The organism is Fibrobacter sp. UWH9 (assembly GCF_900129715.1).
GTDB lineage: Bacteria > Fibrobacterota > Fibrobacteria > Fibrobacterales > Fibrobacteraceae > Fibrobacter.
In genome coordinates this window covers 1-16,886 of sequence record NZ_FQWP01000016.1, presented here as the reverse complement: position 1 = coordinate 16,886, position 16,886 = coordinate 1, and the positions used below count along the sequence as shown (strand labels likewise).

Below are 16,886 nucleotides of genomic sequence, written 5' to 3'. Positions count from 1 at the left end.
AATTGGGATACGTCGGGAAGGGAGCCGCGAACTGGAATAAGACAGGCCTATAAACGCCGATTTTGAACGTTTTTTTTTCGCAAAAAAGGCATTTTTGAAAAAAACAGGTGCTTTCGGGGAGTCAAAATCCTAATTTTTATGCCGTAAAAAGAAAAGCTAACTGGAAAAAGAACTTTAATCGAAAAATGGAGATTTCAGAATGAATCGCGTATATCTCGTAGCCTCCGAAAACATGGAAGCTAAAATCAAGGAAGCAAGTGAAGCCGTAGCCGCCGCAGGCCTCAAGGTCGCCACCTACAAGCCCGCTGTAAACGGTGCCGCTGCCGCCGCCCAGATCAAGGCCGACAAGACCGCCGTCCTCATGGAAACCATCGCCGCCGACTTCCTCAAGCAGGATTTCGAAAACGTGGACCTGGTAGTGGTAGAAGGTGCCGTAGGCATGAGCCCCGTCTGCGCCCAGGCATACAACGAAGCCCTTGCAACCGCTCTCGATTCCAAGATCTATTCCGACAACGAAGATGCCGACCTGTTCTGCCCCAAGCGCCTCCTCCATTGCCCCAAGTGCATTGCCCGCGACCTGGCTGAACCCGCCGCCGAACGCAAGACCTCCCAGGCCATGTTCCGCGCAGGCCTCCTGATCAAGGCTTCCAAGGCTGCAAAGCGCATTGTCCTGCCCGAAGGTTCCGAACCCCGTACCGTCCAGGCCGCCGTTCTCGCTGTAGAACGTAACATCGCCGTGCCTGTTCTCGTAGGTGCCAAGTCTGAAATCGAGGCCACCGCCAAGTCCGTTGGTGTAACCCTTCCCGCCAGCATCGAAATTATCGAACCTTCCGAAGCTCTCGCCGAAAAGTATGTTCCCACCCTGGTTGAACTCCGCAAGTCCAAGGGCATGACCGAAGAACAGGCCCGCGCCGCCCTCAAGGATAACGTGACCCTCGCTACCATGATGCTGAAGATGGGCGAAGTGGACGGCCTCGTTTCTGGCGCCATCCACTCTACTGCCGACACTCTCCGTCCGGCTCTCCAGATCATCAAGTGCGCTCCCGGCGTCAAGTCCGTCAGCTCCGTGTTCTTCATGTGCCTGCCCGGTCAGACTTACGTTTACGGCGACTGCGCCATCAACCTGAACCCCACCGCCGAAGAACTGGCCGGCATCGCCCTCCAGTGCGACGATACCGCAAAGGCTTTCGGCCTTCCCAGCCGTGTGGCCATGCTCTCCTACAGCACCATCAATTCCGGTAAGGGTCCCGACGCTGACCTGGTGAAGGAAGCTACTGCAATTGCCAAGGCTGCCCGCCCCGACATGGCCCTGGATGGCCCGCTGCAGTATGACGCCGCCACCACTCCCAGCGTTGGCTCCCTGAAGGCTCCGGGTTCCGCTGTGGCCGGCAAGGCAACCGTGTTCGTGTTCCCCGACCTGTCTGCCGGTAACATCGGCTACAAGGCCGTGCAGCGTTCCGCCCGTGGCACCATCGCCATCGGTCCCATGCTCCAGGGCCTCGCCAAGCCGGTGAACGACCTGTCCCGTGGCGCCTTGGTAGAAGATATCGTCTACACCATCGCTCTCACTGCTGTTCAGGCACAGGCTTAAAAGCTAGTTTGGCTAATGCAAAAAAGACTCGCTTGTCAGTAGGCGAGTCTTTTTTTAAGGAAAAATTTATGCAGGTTTACGCTTGTACGATTTTTCCGATTTTTTGATCCGAAGAGATAAAAAAATCGTATCTTCATTAAGGAAGAGAACAAGTTAACTAGAAGGACGAAAAATAAAAAAGGAGAACAAATGTCCACTGAAACAATCATCGCCATCGTTGGTGTGCTTGTCTTACTTTTCATCATCCTGTTCTTTGCCGCCTATATCAAGGCTGCACCGGATGAAGCCGTGATTGTATCTGGTATCCAGAAACAGCCTCGTGTTATCATTGGTCGCGCAGGTTTTTGCATTCCGTTCTTTGAACGTGCGGATCACCTGAGTTTGCAGCTTATTCCTATTGACGTGAAGACTCGTAATGCAGTCCCTACTTCTGATTACATCAATGTGGTTGTTGATGCTGTCGTGAACGTGAAGATTTCTGACGATCCTTCGAGGCTTAGGGCCTCTGCCCAGAACTTCTTGAACAAGAAGCCCGAACAGATCAAGGAAATGGTGGTCGACGTTCTTGAAGGTAACATGCGTGAAATCGTGGGCCAGATGAAGCTGGTTGATATGGTGAGCGACCGTAAGCAGGTTTCTGAACGCGTCCTTGAAAATGCTATTCCGGATTTGGAAAAGCTGGGTATTATTGTGCAGACTTTCAATATCCAGAATTTTGCAGACAGCAATGGTGTTATCGAAAACTTGGGCGTAGACAAGACTGTGGCTATCCGCAAGGCAGCCGCCATTTCTAAGGCTAATGCTGAACGTGATATTAGTGTTGCCCAGTCTCAGGCTAAGAAGGAAGCTAACGATGCTGCTGTTGCCGCTGACCTGGAAATTGCTCAGAAGCAAAATGATCTGGCAGTGAAGAAGGCTAACCTGCAAAAGATTTCTGATACGGAACAGGCTATTGCTGATGCTGCCTATAAAATCCAGGAACAGAAGCAGCGTCGCGAAATTGAAATTGCCAATGCCGAAGCAAACATCGCTAAGCAGGAAAAGGAAATTGAAGTTCGCGAAAAGATGGTGGCTGTCCGCCAGAAGGAACTGGAAGCTGAAATTCAGAAGAAGGCCGAAGCTGAACGTCAGGCCATGATTCAGAAGTCTGAAGCCGACTTGTTCCAGCAACAGAAGGATGCTGAAGCAACCCGTTACACCGAGGAACAGCGCGCCGTGGCAATCACCAAGGTGGCAGAAGCAGAAAAGCAAAAGGCATTCGCTGAAGCAGCTGCTATCAAGGCCAAAGGTGAAGCTGAAGCAGACGCCGTGAAGGCCAAGGGTATTGCAGAAGCTGAAGCTCTGGACAAGAAGGCTGAAGCCATGAAGAAGTATGGTGAGGCCGCTCGTCAGGAAATGCAGCTGAAGACCTTGGAAAAATTCTTTGAACAGCTCCCTGCTGTGGCAAGCAACATCGCAAAGCCCATGGAAAAGATTGGAAGCATCACTATGTACGGCGAAGGCAATACCGCCAAGCTTACAGAAGATATTACCAAGACTCTTTCTCAGATCACCAACGGTCTTACCGATTCCGTAGGTATCGACTTGAAGACCATTGTGGGCAGCATGTTCGGTGCAAAGCTTGCAGGTGTGGGTGGTGTCAAGCAGATTGCTGAAGAAAAGAAAGATTCCGACAAGTAATCAAAAACGTTAAACACAAAACGCGACCTCATTGAGGTCGCGTTTCTTGTAGTTCATATTTTTTTTACTTCTTGTCCAATCTTTCGTTGATCTTCTTCTGGAGTTCCTTCAGGTGCCAACGTCCACGCTTGTCTTCCAGGAAGTAGCTGGTACGAACGCCTCTTGCAAGGCCGCGGTCGATCAGGTCCAGGGCGTCGGCGTAACGCTTCTGGTCAAATCTCAAATCCGCCAGGAAGTAATAGTTGTACAGGTCCTTGGGGTTCTGCTGCAGGGCCATGGTCAGGTACTTGTCCGCCAGCTTCTTGTCGGGCCATGAAAGCACCAGGGGAACATAGGGCAGCATAAAGTGGGCCCTGCCTAGAATCTGCCAGTCTTCGGCTGCGGTAGAAACGTCGCGGACAATGTTGGCTACGCCGTCCTTCACAGAGGCGAGAGCTCCGCGTTCATTACCCCACATAGAAATGGCCGACGCGTACACATGGGCGATTTCCTTGTTCTTGGGGAATTGCCTGTAGGCGTTTTCGCTGATGGTCTTCAGGCTGTCCAGTTTCTGCTTACGCTTGCTCTTGTCGAAGTGAACGAATCGGAAACTGAAGAAAAGACTCTTGGTCAAACCTTCGGTCGCAGCCTCGAGAACGGAGGAGTCTGCCATGGCGGCACGATACTTCTCGATCATCAGGTTTGCATTCTTCTTGTCTGCTTTATCCCCATTGGCGCGTTCGGCGCGAGCGGTGAAACAGGAATCCGCGATACGCAAATCCTCTTTACCGTTGTAGCCGGCGTTGGCCACACCTGTAGAATCCGCGAAACCAAAGGTCGCAGAAATCGCAATCATCAGTAATGTGGCGAAGAACTTATTCATACCTTCCAGTTCTGCAGCAGCTTGTTCAGCTGGGCAATGCGGGATTTTTCTTCATCGGTGCCGTGGTAGGTCTTGAACAAGAGATACCGATACTCCATTAGAGCGGTGCGAATCAGAACTTTTTCTTCTTTCTTTAACATATACAGTTTGCGATATTGGGTAAGCGGGATTTGGGAACTTGCGTTCCCGTACCGCTAACTTTAAAAAGAATGGAATTACTTGTGGCCCTTGCCCTTGCCGGAGAAGTAGTCCTGCTGACGGGTCATACCGAGAACAGCGTGCCACAGGGTTCCGTTGGGGTTGATCTTCTTACGTTCGTTGACAGCATATTCGATAGGAACATGAGAGAACACATTGTTCATGCTGCCGACGACCATGTCGGTCTTACCGGCCATACCAGCGTGTACGGCGGCTTCAGCCAGCTGGAAGCAGAAGATGGCGTCGGTGCCCTTTGCCGGGGTGCTGCGGACCATGTAGCTGGGGTCGAAGTACTTGATGTTGATTTCCTTGCCCACGTTCTTGAAGTGTTCCTTGATCTTTCGGGTAAGGAATTCACCAATGTCGTTCTTCAGGATGTTGCCGCTGGCGTCCTTGCGTTCGGGCTGGTCGTTGAACAGTTCCTGGCCGGCGCCTTCGGCCACAGCGATCACGGCGTGAGTCTTGCCGTTGTCGTAGCGGCTTTCAAGAGCCTTGCAGAGACCTTCCAGAGTAAAGGGAACTTCGGGAACCAGGCAGATGTTCACCACGGTGGTGGCGAGTGCTGCGTATGCTGCGATGAAGCCGGAGTCGCGACCCATGAGTTTTACCAGGCCAAGACCGTTGAATGCACCGTTTGCTTCGTTATGGGCGCAGGTGATAACGTCGGTAGCACTGAGAACTGCTGTTTCGAAACCGAAGGTTCTGTCAATTAGGTTCAAGTCGTTATCAATAGTCTTGGGAATGCCGATAACGGAAATCGGCTGCTTACGCTTTTTAACTTCTTCGGCAATATCGTGGGCGCCGCGGAGGGTGCCGTCACCGCCGATACAGAAAAGCACGTTGATGTTGAGGCGCATCAAGGTGTCCACCATGACGGCTGCGTCCTGGTTACCGCGGGAGCTACCGAGAATGGTGCCGCCGTCTTCCTGGATGGCGTCAACCACATCCGGGTTCAGAACCTTGGGAGAATAACCGTACTGCGGGTTGAGACCGCGGTAACCGTAAGGGATACCGAAAATGTTGCGGACACCGTAATCAAACCACAGAGTCTGTACGAGGCCCTTGATCACGCTGTTGAGGCCGGGGCAGAGGCCGCCGCAGGTCACGATGCCTGCACGGGTCCAGGCCGGGTCGTGGAAAATGGTTTCGCGGGGGCCGGCAGCTTCCAGGCTGGGGACCGGGGTGTTGGTTTCGTAGAAGTGCTTCAGACGGTTTACGTCGGTAGTAAGGCTAACCTGTTCGCTATCAGAAGTGAACTGGATACCCTTCATGGGGGACTTCAGAGTTCCCACGCCAACGGTTTCAATAGAAAGATCATATTCAGACGGATTCTGCAGAATATCTTCTTGAGTCATACTAGCATCCCTTTATGGTTGCTGGGTTATACAGCTTGCCCTTGTACTTAAAAAATACATAAAAGCGGAAGCCGCGACAAAAGGCTTGCTTTCTAGCACGGCTGAGCAGCAGTATTTTCTGCAAAAAATACATTATTAAGTTCGCAAAAAATGTTGCAAACTTAAGTTTTATCGGTAACAAATTATTTAACTAAAGGTCCAGCGGCGGGAAGTGAATCTTGGTGCGCAAACCGGGATTTGCGTTTTCCAGTTCGATCTTCAGGTTGGTCAGGGTGCAGAGCTTCTTGACCATGGAAAGACCGATACCTGTTCCACTTGTCTGGCGGGTCATTTCGTTTTCGACGCGGTAGAATTCCTGGAACACCTTCTTCATTTCGGAGGCAGGAATACCGGGGCCGAAGTCACGGACCGCAAGGTACATGTCAGTACCCTTGATGGCCAATTCGATATTGATCATCTTGTAGTCCGACTTCTTGCTGAACTTCAGGGAATTGTCCACCAGGTTCATCAGAATCTGCATAATGGCATCGCGGTCAATTAGCAATGCGATGTTGCTTGCATCCGTATCCGAAGAAACGGTCAGCTCGAAACCCTGCTTTTCTACGTTCTTGCTGTAGGTGGCGATAAAGTCGTCTAGCACAGCCTTGGGGCGTTCCCTGCGTAGCTGCACGTTCCAGCGGTTGCCATCCAGTTTTGAAAGGTTCAGCACATTCTGGATCAGTCGGGAAAGTCTGTCGGCTTCGCTGGCGATCTGGTTATAATACTTCTGTCGTTTCTCGTCGCTGACCACCCAGGAATTCTGCAGAAGTTCCGCATACATCTTGATGGCGGTAAGAGGCGTTTTCAGCTCGTGGGTAATTGCAGAAACGAAGTCCTGACGCTTGGTGGCCAGAGCCATCTTACTTTGGATGAAACGGTAGATGGTCCAGAGGGCGATTGCGATAAAGATCAGCAGGATGATTCCCGAAATCAGGGTGACCATGCTTCCGATGTTCGTCGCTTCGCTGGCGAACATAGAGAATCGAATGCTATCGTAGGGCTTGGCTAAGAAGAAGAACTTCTTCAGGTAATGGGAAGATGTTCTACGACCGATGGTAGAAATCGTCTGACCGTTCAGGGAAATTTCGATGGCGTAAGGGGAATAGACGTAGTCTTTTAGTTTGTCCTGAGCGATAAAGTTCAGGTAACGGAACATGTCTACGGCAAAACCCTGAATAACGGGCATCTTACCGATAAGGATTCGTCTGTAGAAGACGATCGTATCGTTAATGGCCCTTGCCTGGAAGTTGGAAATGTCGACGTTGGTATTTGCCCCGGAGAATGCCAGCAGGTCCGTCTGCAGAGTGGAGTCATCCTTCTGGGTTTCGGCGATATAGGTGATAGCTTCGTCTTCCGATGTGGTTTCCGTTCTCACGGGGAGGGCGAAGTCGGGCATTTCATCGTACAGCTGGTCGATGGTTTCCGTGGAGTCCATCATCTGGGTGGCTCGCTTGGGAAGACCGTTCTTGATGTCCAGGGTGTCCAGGAGGTGCTGAATCTGGTCGCGGGTCTTTTTACGTTCTTCGCGGTGGTCGAACAGCGCGTTGTCCCAGATGGACTTGCCGATAAGGGTTGTTGTATCCGGGTAGAACGGTGTAAGCAGATCTCCGTTATGGGAAATCTGGAAGTGACCAATCAAGCCCTTGGTACATTGATAGTTGGGGTCGTATTCGCAGAACGGACCGATGCGGTCGGGGAATACGAAAAAGTCAGAGAGCAGGCTTCCGCTTCCGCCAATGACGGCAATGGAGTTCAAGATGCCGTAGGCTTTATAGGAACGGCGGTTTTCCTGGTTCAGGTCCTGCAACAAGGCAAGTTCAAACGTGGAAAAGGCCTTCTGGATATCTTCCTGGACGTTGCGTTCGTTAAGGTCTCGAGCCTGACGGTAAGACTGCACGAATATGATCGTCAGCGGAACTGCGATAATCAGGAAAATGGAAATAAACACCAGGCGTTCCTTGATGACCGCCTGGTGCTTTTTAACGTATGAGAGAGCTTCTTTGAGACTTATCTTTCGCATTCGGGTGCAGAGCGCATCTGATAGCCTTCACCGCGGAAGGTCACCAGCAGTTTCGGGTGAGAAGGATCGTCTTCAATCTTCTTGCGGAGCTTGGTAATGTGGATGTCCACGGTACGGGTGTCCACGGATTCAGCATTTTCGTAACCCCAGACCTTGCGGAGCAGTTCGGAACGGGGAACGGCGTGGTCGCGGTTAGTCCACAAGTATTCGAGGATTTCGATTTCCTTGCGGGTAAATGCCAGTTCTTCATCACCGCGAGTACCGGTGTATTCACGGAAGTTCACTTTCAGGTTTCCGGCAACGAGCTTGCCTTCGTTTTCCATGCTCTGACGGCTGCGGCGGAGCACTGCTTCGATACGGGCCAGGAGCATGGGAACAGAGAACGGCTTCGGAATATAGTCGTCAGCACCGAACTTGAGACCGTTGATGATGTCTTCGTCGGCATTCTTTGCTGAAAGGATGATGATGGGCAGGCTCTTGTCCTGTTCGCGGATCTTGTCGCAAACGGTAAAGCCGTCCATGCCCGGGAGCATCAGGTCCAGAAGTACAAGACCGTACTGGCCGGTCAGGGCTTCTGCGAGGCCGTCTTCGCCATTGATTACATGCTTGACGCGGTAGCCATTCAGCTCGCAGAGGTCGATGAGGCCTTCTGCGATGGCGATTTCGTCTTCGATAATGAGAATGTTTGTGCTGCTAGTATTCTGAGTCATCTATGTACCTAAAAAATTTGCCGAATTAGATTGCGAGGCCCACACCCACTTCAACGGTCATGTTACCCGGATCGACTTCGCTGGGATAGTCGCCGCCGAAGTAGTACTTGAAGTTGGCGTATGCGGCAATGGGGATGATGGGGAGCTTGGCGCGCATACCCACCAGCACGTGGCCGCCGATAGAGGTGTTGAGACCTTCGTCAAGAGCCTTGGTCTGAATATCCTTCTTCATGTTCTCGCCAATGGCGCTAGCCTGGGTATTGGCTGCCTGCAACTTTTGGTTGACAACTTCTTCAGATTCGCCGTTCAACTTTGCATCTGCGACTTCGCCATATGCCTTGGCCAGATCATCAACGCCCTGCTTGACTCCTTCAACGATGCTAGAGGTGAACTTCTGGTTCAGCACGAAGGAGTTCAGGTAGTAGGTCACGCCACCGCCGATGTAGGGGCGGATAATGGGCAGGGAAGTAATGGGGTAAGTGATGGAGAGGTCGCCGTTCATGGCTACGAACTTGGGGTTGGCCTTGCCGAAGGGGGTGCCGCCCAGTTCGACTTCCAGGGGAATTTCCTGAACGGATTTTTCCGAATTGACAAAGAGGCTTGCGTCGTAAGAACCGAACTGGAAGTTGACGGTAGCTTCAACGTCGATAATGGGGAGAATGTCTACCCACAGCTTGAAACCGAAACCCTGCATGGTGCCGTCAAAGCCGCCGTGCTGCAGGCTGATACCGGTGTTGTCGTCAATTTTGGCGATGTCGGCAGGCTTGTCCATGCCCTTCATCTTGGTGCCAAAACCAGGTGCATAGTGACCACCGATACCGATAATTGCAAAAGACTGGGAGGCGAGCAAGGCGCCTGCTGCAATAAGAGCCTTAAAATTCATATCTACTCCTTAGAAAAGATTTTGGAATCAAACTAAATAATATTTTCCAAAAAGCAAACCGCAAATTGGCCGAAATGCCCTTTTTAGAGGCTTTTTTAGCGAATAGCGGGGATAATCAGGAATACTTTCTGTCCGCGGGCAACCTTCAGGTCCTTAAAGGTGTACTCTCCAGCGTATCCGCCGTTCATGCCGGTTGCCTTGACGGTCACGTTGTGGACGCCGGTTTCTACCGGGGTTCGGGACATATAAATGGAATTGGGCATAAAGAGACCGATGCGCAGGTCGGCCTGTTCCAGCTGGCTCTGGGCCACATCGGTGCCAAGACTTGTCACTAAATTCAGGAGGACGTTGTCCGTCTTCATGGCCTTCTTGGCCTGCTGTGCGGCAATGGTTCGAAGGGTCACGCGAACGGCGGTACGGGTAATGGTGGTAGGCGTTTCTTCCTTGATGTTCTTATCCAGTTCGGCGTTCACATCCATAATTTTTTCCGGAGAAAATCTCTGGCCGTCCACACTTACGTCAAAGCCCTTGACTCGCTGGGGCAGGGTCTTCTTTTCGGGGAGGGAGAATCCGATATGGAACGTCTCACCGTTTCCGCCGGAAACGGGCGGGGCTACCAGCGTGAAGGAACTGATTTTCCCGGTCTGCGAATCCTTGTAGTTTAGATGCATGACTCCGCCACTGACAAAAGTTCCGGACATGTACAGTTCACCGAGAATGGGGCTATGTCCGGCATAACCGATAACGATAATTTCCTGACCCAGTTCGTGAGCCTTGGAGGCTGTGGGAGTGGCTGCCAGGGGTTCGTGCTTCAGGTCTTTCAGGTTGTCGGCGCGGTCTGTGCGGCGCAGGTTCTCGTTGACGAATTCCCAAACTTCCTTGGGCATCTTGATATTGCCTTCGTCGAAGGCCTTCACGGCCTGAACGTAAGAAATGGCGGCATCGTCACTTTCACCTGCCAGGTCGTAAACCAGGCCGCAGAGGTAACGCAAAAAGCCGTTGTCGTTGACCTTTTCGTTATCCTTCTGGTAAAGTCTTTCCAAGGCTAGCTGGGCTCGCTTGACTTCAACCATGGCTCCGTCCACATCGCCCATGGCCAGGTAGTTCAAAATTTGCAGTTCGTGGAGCACCACAATTTCAAAGGGGCGGGCTCTGTAGGGGCGCACGTTGTCGTTGGTAACTACGGCTGCCGCTTCGTTGGTGACGGATCTTGTATAGAGGTCGTCGTAAATTTCTTCGGCCTTGTCCAGGTTCAGGGCGCTTTCCTTGAAGTCCCTGTTGTAATGGTGGAGGGTTCCCAGGTCGAAATAATAGAGGAACTGGCTGTTGGAACCGTACAGGTCCTTTTCTTCTTTCTTGACCTTGTGGATGGCTCCGTCGAAGCCGTCCTTTTCCAGGGCAGGGGCCAAGGCTTCGTAGCGGGTCATGGACTTGTTGGCGCAGGAGCAAAGCAAAAGGGCTGCGGCCAAGAGTAGTAAGAGACGTTTCATTGTCGGTTCCTTCTTTGTTACTGCTGCAAATTTAATTTTTTTTAAAACAAAAGAAGCCTGGCGGTTAAGCCAGGCCTCCGTCAAACTTGGTGTCTGAAGTCGAAAATTACTTCTTCTTCTTCTTGCCGGTAGCGTCGAGAGTGACTTCGACAGTTTCTTCACCCTTAACGGTTACGAGTGCTTCAGCAGACTTGCGGTTGGAGCATTCTGCGCGAACCACGTGGTCACCTGCATCCAGGTTGTGGACGGTAAGGGGAGCGCCATCGGTCTTGTCAGCCTGGTCGCCATCAACGAAGATGATGCACTTGCCAGGATTGGTGGTCACCTTGATGTGGCCCTTGGGAATCTTGGTACCGAAGTTGAAGTCATTGCACTTGTTCTTGCCCGGCCAGATGTTCACGCGCTTGTTCACCAGTTCGAAACCCTGGTCGATCACCACGAGGGTCTGACGGCCAGACTTGACGGTCACGTTTTCGATGGGGCTCTTGCCGAGAGGTTCGCCACCCAGGAACACGTCGCTGTTAGGAGGTTCAGTGATAATGTTGACCACTGCGTTCTGGTTGCGAGGAGGAGGTTCGTCGCCATCGCAATCGGCAGCGAAGACGTTGATGGAGAGGAATGCCACCATCAGGGCGAAAATATACAGTTTCTTCATGGATTACTCCTATTAAGTTTGCGTTAAAAAATACAAAGTTTTACTGGAATTTAATTTTTTTTTGTGAAAAAGTTTGTTTAAAGTGAAGAGTGTACAGTGAATAGTGAATAAAAAATTGGGAAAAAGGGGTGTAGGATTGTTATTTTTGTTTTTATGAAAGCTCTTTATCAACGAATTCGAATGCTGAATGGCAAAAACTATGGCCTCTACAAGTCTCTCGGCGACAAACCTTGGGATTTTGGGGACTTCGAACTGGAATTTCTCCATGTGCAGGGGGATCCCTACGCTCCGGCATCCAGAATCATGATAAAGGCGGACCTCCAGATGCTGGGCTACGGTTCGGAATGGGGTGTAGAGTTTGAACGTCGTCTGGCCCTCAGCGATTTTCTGTATCGCAGGCTTAGCAAGCTGGTGCTGGAACGCTACCCGGATAAGGATGCCGCGGTAATCTTCGATGTGCCCGGCCCCGAAATGCTGGTGCGCAATTCCCTGTGGATCGATAACGGCGTGTTGCGTGCGGTCCTTCAGGTGCGTCTTCCTGGCGATGGCCGCAAGATCCAGGCGGAAGCGGCTGCCGAAATTTTGACCATGGTCCTTCCGGACTTGGTTTCAGCCGGTCTCTATTATAGCAAGAGCGATGAGGCCGCCCTGGATGCCCACTATCAAGTGCTGGCAGACCGTCGCGCCATCCTTGGCGAACTGGATTCCCGCGGCCTGGCCGCCTTTGTTCCCGACGGAGCCGTGTTGCCCCGCGTTTCGGGGATTTCCGAAGATCCTATGGAAGGGGCGATCCCCTTCAAGTCTCCCGACGAAATGGCTATCGTGCTGAATGTGAACGGTCGTGAAATCCGCGGCATGGGAATTCCCAAGGGCATTACCGTTATTACCGGTGGCGCCTTCCATGGAAAGTCCACCTTGCTTCAGGCGTTGACTCGTTCTGTTTATCCCCATGTTCCCGGCGATGGCCGCGAAGGCATTGTCATCGATGAAACTGCCGTTCGCGTGGGTGTGGAGGATGGCCGCAGTGTCCGCGGAACGGACTTGTCGCAGTTTGTCCGTAATCTGCCCGGCGGCGTAAGCACCAAGGAATTTACGACGGCGGGTGCGTCGGGCTCTACAAGCGAAGCGGCCAACCTGCTGGAAGCTATGGAAGCTGGCGCCTCTACATATCTTATTGACGAAGACTCCTCGGCGGTGAACTTCCTTATCCGCGATGTCCGCGTCCGCAAACTGTTGGGCGATGACCGCGAACCTCTGATTCCCCTGACCGACCGCATCCGCGATATTTGCTATCCGCAGAGCGGTTCTGATTGTGGTGGCGCAGAGTCCTCTGTTGCGGCCCGCAGTTTCATTCTCGTGGCAGGTGCCTGTGGCGACTACCTGGAACTTGCAGACAACATTATCGTCATGGCCAACTACAATGCGGAATGTGCAAAGACTGCGGGCAAGGCCTGCGAAGTCCTGGGGGCCGCACCCGCTGTGACGACGGACCTTCCCGCCTTTGTTCCCCCGGTTAGCAGAACTTTCTCTGACTATGTCAAACCCTTACAGCCTTCCATCAAGCCCCTGTCCGCCGTGGAACGTCAGGTTAAAGTCAAGCTGAACGGAGACTACATTGTTCAAATCGGCTTCCTGGTTTCTGACACCAGCCGCCTGGTGACCCTCGCCGGAAAGCAGCAGCGTTTTGGCGCCGGTTTTATGCTGCTGAATCTTTGCCAGAGTGCGGCCAGTGCCGACGAATCGTCTAAATCTGCCGTGCTGCCGGGGGATTCCATTACCGACGCTATCGCCAAACTTTGCGACAAAATAAAGAACGTAGGTTTCCGCAACCTGCCCCAGGGCATGAGCCGCGAAATGAGTCTGCCTCGTCCCGTAGATATCGCCTGCGTGCTGTTCCGCCTAAGGGATATGGGTCGAAAGTAACGGAAAGGAATTGGAGAATGGTGGCGAAGTTGTATCATATTCTGCTATGTGCAGTGGCGCTAGCCTTGGCGGCTTGCAATGGATACTACTATGAATACTATACCCAAACCTTGAATCGTTATGAATTGAAGGTGGCGAATTTTGTGGAACTGGATTCCATCATTCTTCGCCAGGATTCTCTGGATGTAGACTTGCTTCATCCGGATACGATTGTAAAAGTGTCGTTGAAACATGACCACCGCTTTAGAAATTACCAGCCGATGGATTCGACTCTTTTGACCAATTCGGATTCTGCGTCTGCCACGATGGTCACATTGTCCGTAAATAGGGCGAATTCTTCTGCAAATCCCTTGTCGTTTGAATTCAAGATGGATATTGAGTATGCTGCGACGGATTACGCAGGTGATGATCATATACCCTATTGGAGTGGTGTTTCCACTACGCGGTTCTATTTGGATATTTTCGGCTGCAACGATATTAACTGCGAAACCGCAGAGAAAATTGTATGGCACAATGGCAATTACTCCAATGTACTGGTTCTTGGCCCCGATGATTTCAAGTTTTCCAAAAAAAACTTTGAGCAGTTTTATGATGGAGACTGTTCCGACTACACCAAGGAATATTCCTTCAACCTAAAAATTGACCATCCCCGTATCAAGCTGGATGCCGATATTCAGCAGGGGTATATAGAATGTCGTGAAATAATGTCAAGTGGAAACTGGGGGTAGTATATGTTAAGATTTTTATTGCATATCGCCCTGTTGTTCCTTCTGGTATCTTGCGGAGACTCAATTGGTCCGGAAGCCCACACAAAACCTGTAGAACTTTATGAGCTGGGGCTAGATAATCGGGCGCCTGTCGGATATGTATTGGCCGAGAATGATTTTACGGTTCGCAGGTTCTACTACTACGCCGTCAATGAAAAACTGAAAGCTGTTGGCGACACCGTATTTGCAAAGCCGGCTAAGGATCTAGTAAGTTTTGAATTTCCCGCAAGGAACATTGAATCCGAGACGGTGATGTTTGTTGCCGAATTGCAGGCCGATGATTCCGTGACAGTAAAGCTTCAATCCTTGACGGAGGTGGGGCGTAAAGACGAATTTATACTCAGCACGGCAAGTACTTTGCTAACCCCGCGAGTCATGGAATTGATGCGGCAGGGTTACCCGGTCTATACTGCAAAAAATATGGCGTTACAGGAGCTACAGAGACAACTCAATGTTCGTGAGGAACTTTTTGATATCGAAGATGTGGATGTTCCCTATGAAAATTATGACACACGTTGTGTAAATTGTGATGTTCGGACAATCTGCACCCGCTCCAATTTCGTCGTTTATGCCTGGTCCTTCGTAAGGCAGAATAACAGTGCTTCCGGGTATAGGGATTTTCTTGATAGTGTCAAGGCAGACTTTGCAGAAGATGGAATCCTGAATGAAGAACATGTCGTCGTGCCGATTGTGGATTATGGACTTATGAACTTGACGCTCATTTCCCGCGATATGGATTCTCTAGTTTCTTCAATGAAGCTAATCTGGGATGCGAAGTATTCTAGGAATGGTAGCGGTCACTCAGATAGTTGGTATCATAGGGATTACTGCGGCAGTATGAGGCAATTTGCCGGGGACTGGCAAAGCAAAATGCTAAACCATTTTTTAGGCTTTGGAAAATGCAATCGCGATAACCTATTTGAAGTTCTGGATAATCCTTTTGAAAGTGGCGCTTCCCAGGATGAGAAGTTTATTTGTGATATTCGCAGTGCCAATGGGCATTACGGGTCGAATGTTTGTGATACGAGCTTCGCTTGGCGCCCCCTTACACAGAATGAAAAAGACCTTGGACTCTGCATTAGTGACACTGCCCTTGTGCGTGAAATTTATGCATTTAAGGATTCTGTCAAGTACAAGTGTGCTCCAGATGGAAACTGGTACAAGGTGATTTCTTACGATGAACTCAGAAAGTCAAGGGAGTGTCGTTCGACGGTAATCTACTACATCGAGGACATTGAAGAATATCACTCCCGCGCTTACCACAATGGTGAAGGGAAATATCAGCCCTTTGACCTTATTGATGGGGCCTGTAAAGTTAGGCTAGAGCCTCGTTGGAAAGAAGATGACAAGTATTTTGGTCGTTGCTATTAATGGCACTTTACTTTGTCAACTCGTCTGCAGTAGAATCTTTGTCTACGGTAGAATCTTCATCTGCAACGGGATCGTCCGCACTTAAATCATCTTCTGTAATCTTGATGCATCGGATGGAGTAGCCTTCTTTTCGAAGGCGAAATTCGCTCGAGGCGTTTGCGCGGTTTGCCGCCAGCACTTTGATGACGGAATGTAAGTTGTTGTATTGGGTTGTGTGAAAGTTTGCGTTTTCCCCAACGTATTTCATGGATCCGTCATGGAACAAATAACCCGTGGGAATGGCAGAAAAACCTGCACGATCGGATCCAGAATCGGTGTTCCACAAAGTTGTCTTTGCCTTTAGCGCCTTCCCTGCGGTGGAGAATCCTCCGAACTTTTGGAACAGGTCGTCAAACTCGTCGCTGCTAGGCAAGCGCCATCCTTCTGGGCAAATTCCCGTTATGATTTTGGGCGAGGGTGTCGTGTCGTGCAAGTAATCACCATAGTTAGTGGAAATGTTGTACCCTTCCTTTACAAACTCTATGGAGTCAACGGCGGCGCCCCACGTGTAGAGTCTTCCGAAGATATCGCAATAGTCTTGGATGGTAGAATCGCCTCCGCACCACATCTTTCCCTTAAGGGAGGGAGTGTTTACGGAGTCCGCGTAGTTGAGGTTTTGAGCCATCCAGGTCTGGTCTTCAATTTGTACGGTCCTGTATTTTTTCCCGTCGCGTTTGTCTGTAATTTCACCGTAGGAAATGTCGGGGTTGAATACGTCGTCTAGTTTGTATGCAGAGGAACTGGATTGTGCGCTACTGGAGGAACTTCTTTTGACGGGGATGTTTTCTATTCTGTTATGCCAGTCGTCGTTGGATCCACCTGTTGGACTTGAATCTTCGGCGCATGCGACGAAAAAGAGGGCGGCAAACGTTAAGAAAATGGTTGTGACGATGTTTTTCTGGCTTGTCATGGGAATAAAAATACAATAAAAGGGACTTTTTTCTACTTCGTTGATGATCAATGAGTTAGAAAATCGAAGAAAATAGGGCTTGTTTTGCTGGGTGTCAAAAGAAAGCTGTGGATAAAAAGTTGATAAGTTGTAGTTTTTGTGGATTAAAAACAGTTATCTTTGAAAAATCGCAAAAAAAGTGAATTTTTTTGCAGAAACGCCCTTGACATTCATCCAGAAAATTCTATAATTGGCCTCACCTCCGAACGAGACAGCCGAAACGCTGAAACGGACGGAAGCGAGAACCCGAGAGGCTCTCGAGAAGATTGAAGGAATCGGAGATGTGCTTAGTGACGGCCCAAGAAATTTCTTGGAATTAGTCGAATACGAACGTGATTACGGGACCAAGACTTT

14 protein-coding genes are annotated in these 16,886 nt (G+C 50.7%); 5 read left to right on the top strand and 9 right to left on the bottom strand.

Going from position 1 to position 16,886, the window contains the following annotated elements; genetic code table 11:
• Positions 1-199 precede the first annotated feature (199 nt).
• The gene (gene pta / locus BUB94_RS12100) at positions 200-1,591 is read left to right on the top strand and encodes a phosphate acetyltransferase (RefSeq protein ID WP_073237433.1); all 1,392 of its coding nucleotides are present in this window, start codon (positions 200-202) and stop codon (positions 1,589-1,591) included.
• Positions 1,592-1,780: 189 nt separating this feature from the next.
• Positions 1,781-3,271 (top strand): flotillin family protein, encoded by a 1,491-nt coding sequence (locus tag BUB94_RS12095; protein ID WP_073161160.1) that lies wholly within the window; start codon positions 1,781-1,783, stop codon positions 3,269-3,271.
• Between the two features lie 64 nt (positions 3,272-3,335).
• On the opposite strand, the gene BUB94_RS12090 is transcribed toward BUB94_RS12095, so the two are convergent.
• The 8 genes from BUB94_RS12090 to BUB94_RS12060 form a co-directional block, all read right to left on the bottom strand.
• Entirely contained in the window at positions 3,336-4,133 is a 798-nt protein-coding gene (locus tag BUB94_RS12090; RefSeq protein WP_073161159.1) for a hypothetical protein, read from the bottom strand.
• Positions 4,130-4,273, bottom strand: a complete 144-nt coding sequence (locus BUB94_RS16885; RefSeq protein WP_158236530.1) for a hypothetical protein — start codon at positions 4,271-4,273, stop codon at positions 4,130-4,132. The genes BUB94_RS12090 and BUB94_RS16885 overlap by 4 nt, the downstream gene beginning before the upstream one ends.
• Before the next feature lie 75 nt (positions 4,274-4,348).
• Positions 4,349-5,686 carry an ATP-dependent 6-phosphofructokinase gene (locus tag BUB94_RS12085; RefSeq protein WP_073237430.1) on the bottom strand — a complete coding sequence of 446 codons (1,338 nt, stop codon included), beginning with the start codon at positions 5,684-5,686 and terminating at the stop codon, positions 4,349-4,351.
• A 190-nt stretch (positions 5,687-5,876) separates the two neighbouring features.
• Positions 5,877-7,745 carry a sensor histidine kinase gene (locus tag BUB94_RS12080; protein ID WP_073161157.1) on the bottom strand — a complete coding sequence of 623 codons (1,869 nt, stop codon included), beginning with the start codon at positions 7,743-7,745 and terminating at the stop codon, positions 5,877-5,879.
• Positions 7,733-8,455, bottom strand: coding sequence for a response regulator transcription factor (locus BUB94_RS12075; RefSeq protein WP_073161156.1), 723 nt, complete (start codon positions 8,453-8,455; stop codon positions 7,733-7,735). Before BUB94_RS12075 ends, BUB94_RS12080 begins: the two co-directional genes overlap by 13 nt.
• 25 nt (positions 8,456-8,480) lie before the next feature.
• Positions 8,481-9,338: a hypothetical protein gene (locus BUB94_RS12070; protein WP_073237428.1), complete on the bottom strand. Its 858-nt coding sequence runs from the start codon at positions 9,336-9,338 to the stop codon at positions 8,481-8,483.
• A 95-nt stretch (positions 9,339-9,433) separates the two neighbouring features.
• On the bottom strand, positions 9,434-10,828 hold the full coding sequence (locus BUB94_RS12065) for a COG3014 family protein (protein ID WP_139258451.1): 1,395 nt from the start codon (positions 10,826-10,828) through the stop codon (positions 9,434-9,436).
• Between the two features lie 106 nt (positions 10,829-10,934).
• Positions 10,935-11,483 carry a PEGA domain-containing protein gene (locus BUB94_RS12060; protein ID WP_073161153.1) on the bottom strand — a complete coding sequence of 183 codons (549 nt, stop codon included), beginning with the start codon at positions 11,481-11,483 and terminating at the stop codon, positions 10,935-10,937.
• Between the two features lie 153 nt (positions 11,484-11,636).
• Here BUB94_RS12060 and BUB94_RS12055 point away from each other — a divergent pair, with 153 nt between their 5' ends.
• From BUB94_RS12055 to BUB94_RS12045, 3 genes are read left to right on the top strand one after another with little or no spacing between them, the layout of a single operon-like run.
• Positions 11,637-13,406, top strand: a complete 1,770-nt coding sequence (locus BUB94_RS12055; RefSeq protein WP_073237408.1) for an ABC-ATPase domain-containing protein — start codon at positions 11,637-11,639, stop codon at positions 13,404-13,406.
• Between the two features lie 17 nt (positions 13,407-13,423).
• The gene (locus BUB94_RS12050; protein WP_073237406.1) at positions 13,424-14,134 is read left to right on the top strand and encodes a hypothetical protein; all 711 of its coding nucleotides are present in this window, start codon (positions 13,424-13,426) and stop codon (positions 14,132-14,134) included.
• A gap of 3 nt (positions 14,135-14,137) precedes the next feature.
• Positions 14,138-15,544 carry a hypothetical protein gene (locus BUB94_RS12045; RefSeq protein WP_073237405.1) on the top strand — a complete coding sequence of 469 codons (1,407 nt, stop codon included), beginning with the start codon at positions 14,138-14,140 and terminating at the stop codon, positions 15,542-15,544.
• Between the two features lie 7 nt (positions 15,545-15,551).
• Here the strand turns inward: BUB94_RS12045 and BUB94_RS12040 are convergent, their stop codons facing one another.
• The gene (locus BUB94_RS12040; RefSeq protein ID WP_139260216.1) at positions 15,552-16,493 is read right to left on the bottom strand and encodes an FISUMP domain-containing protein; all 942 of its coding nucleotides are present in this window, start codon (positions 16,491-16,493) and stop codon (positions 15,552-15,554) included.
• Between the last annotated feature and the right edge of the window lie 393 nt (positions 16,494-16,886).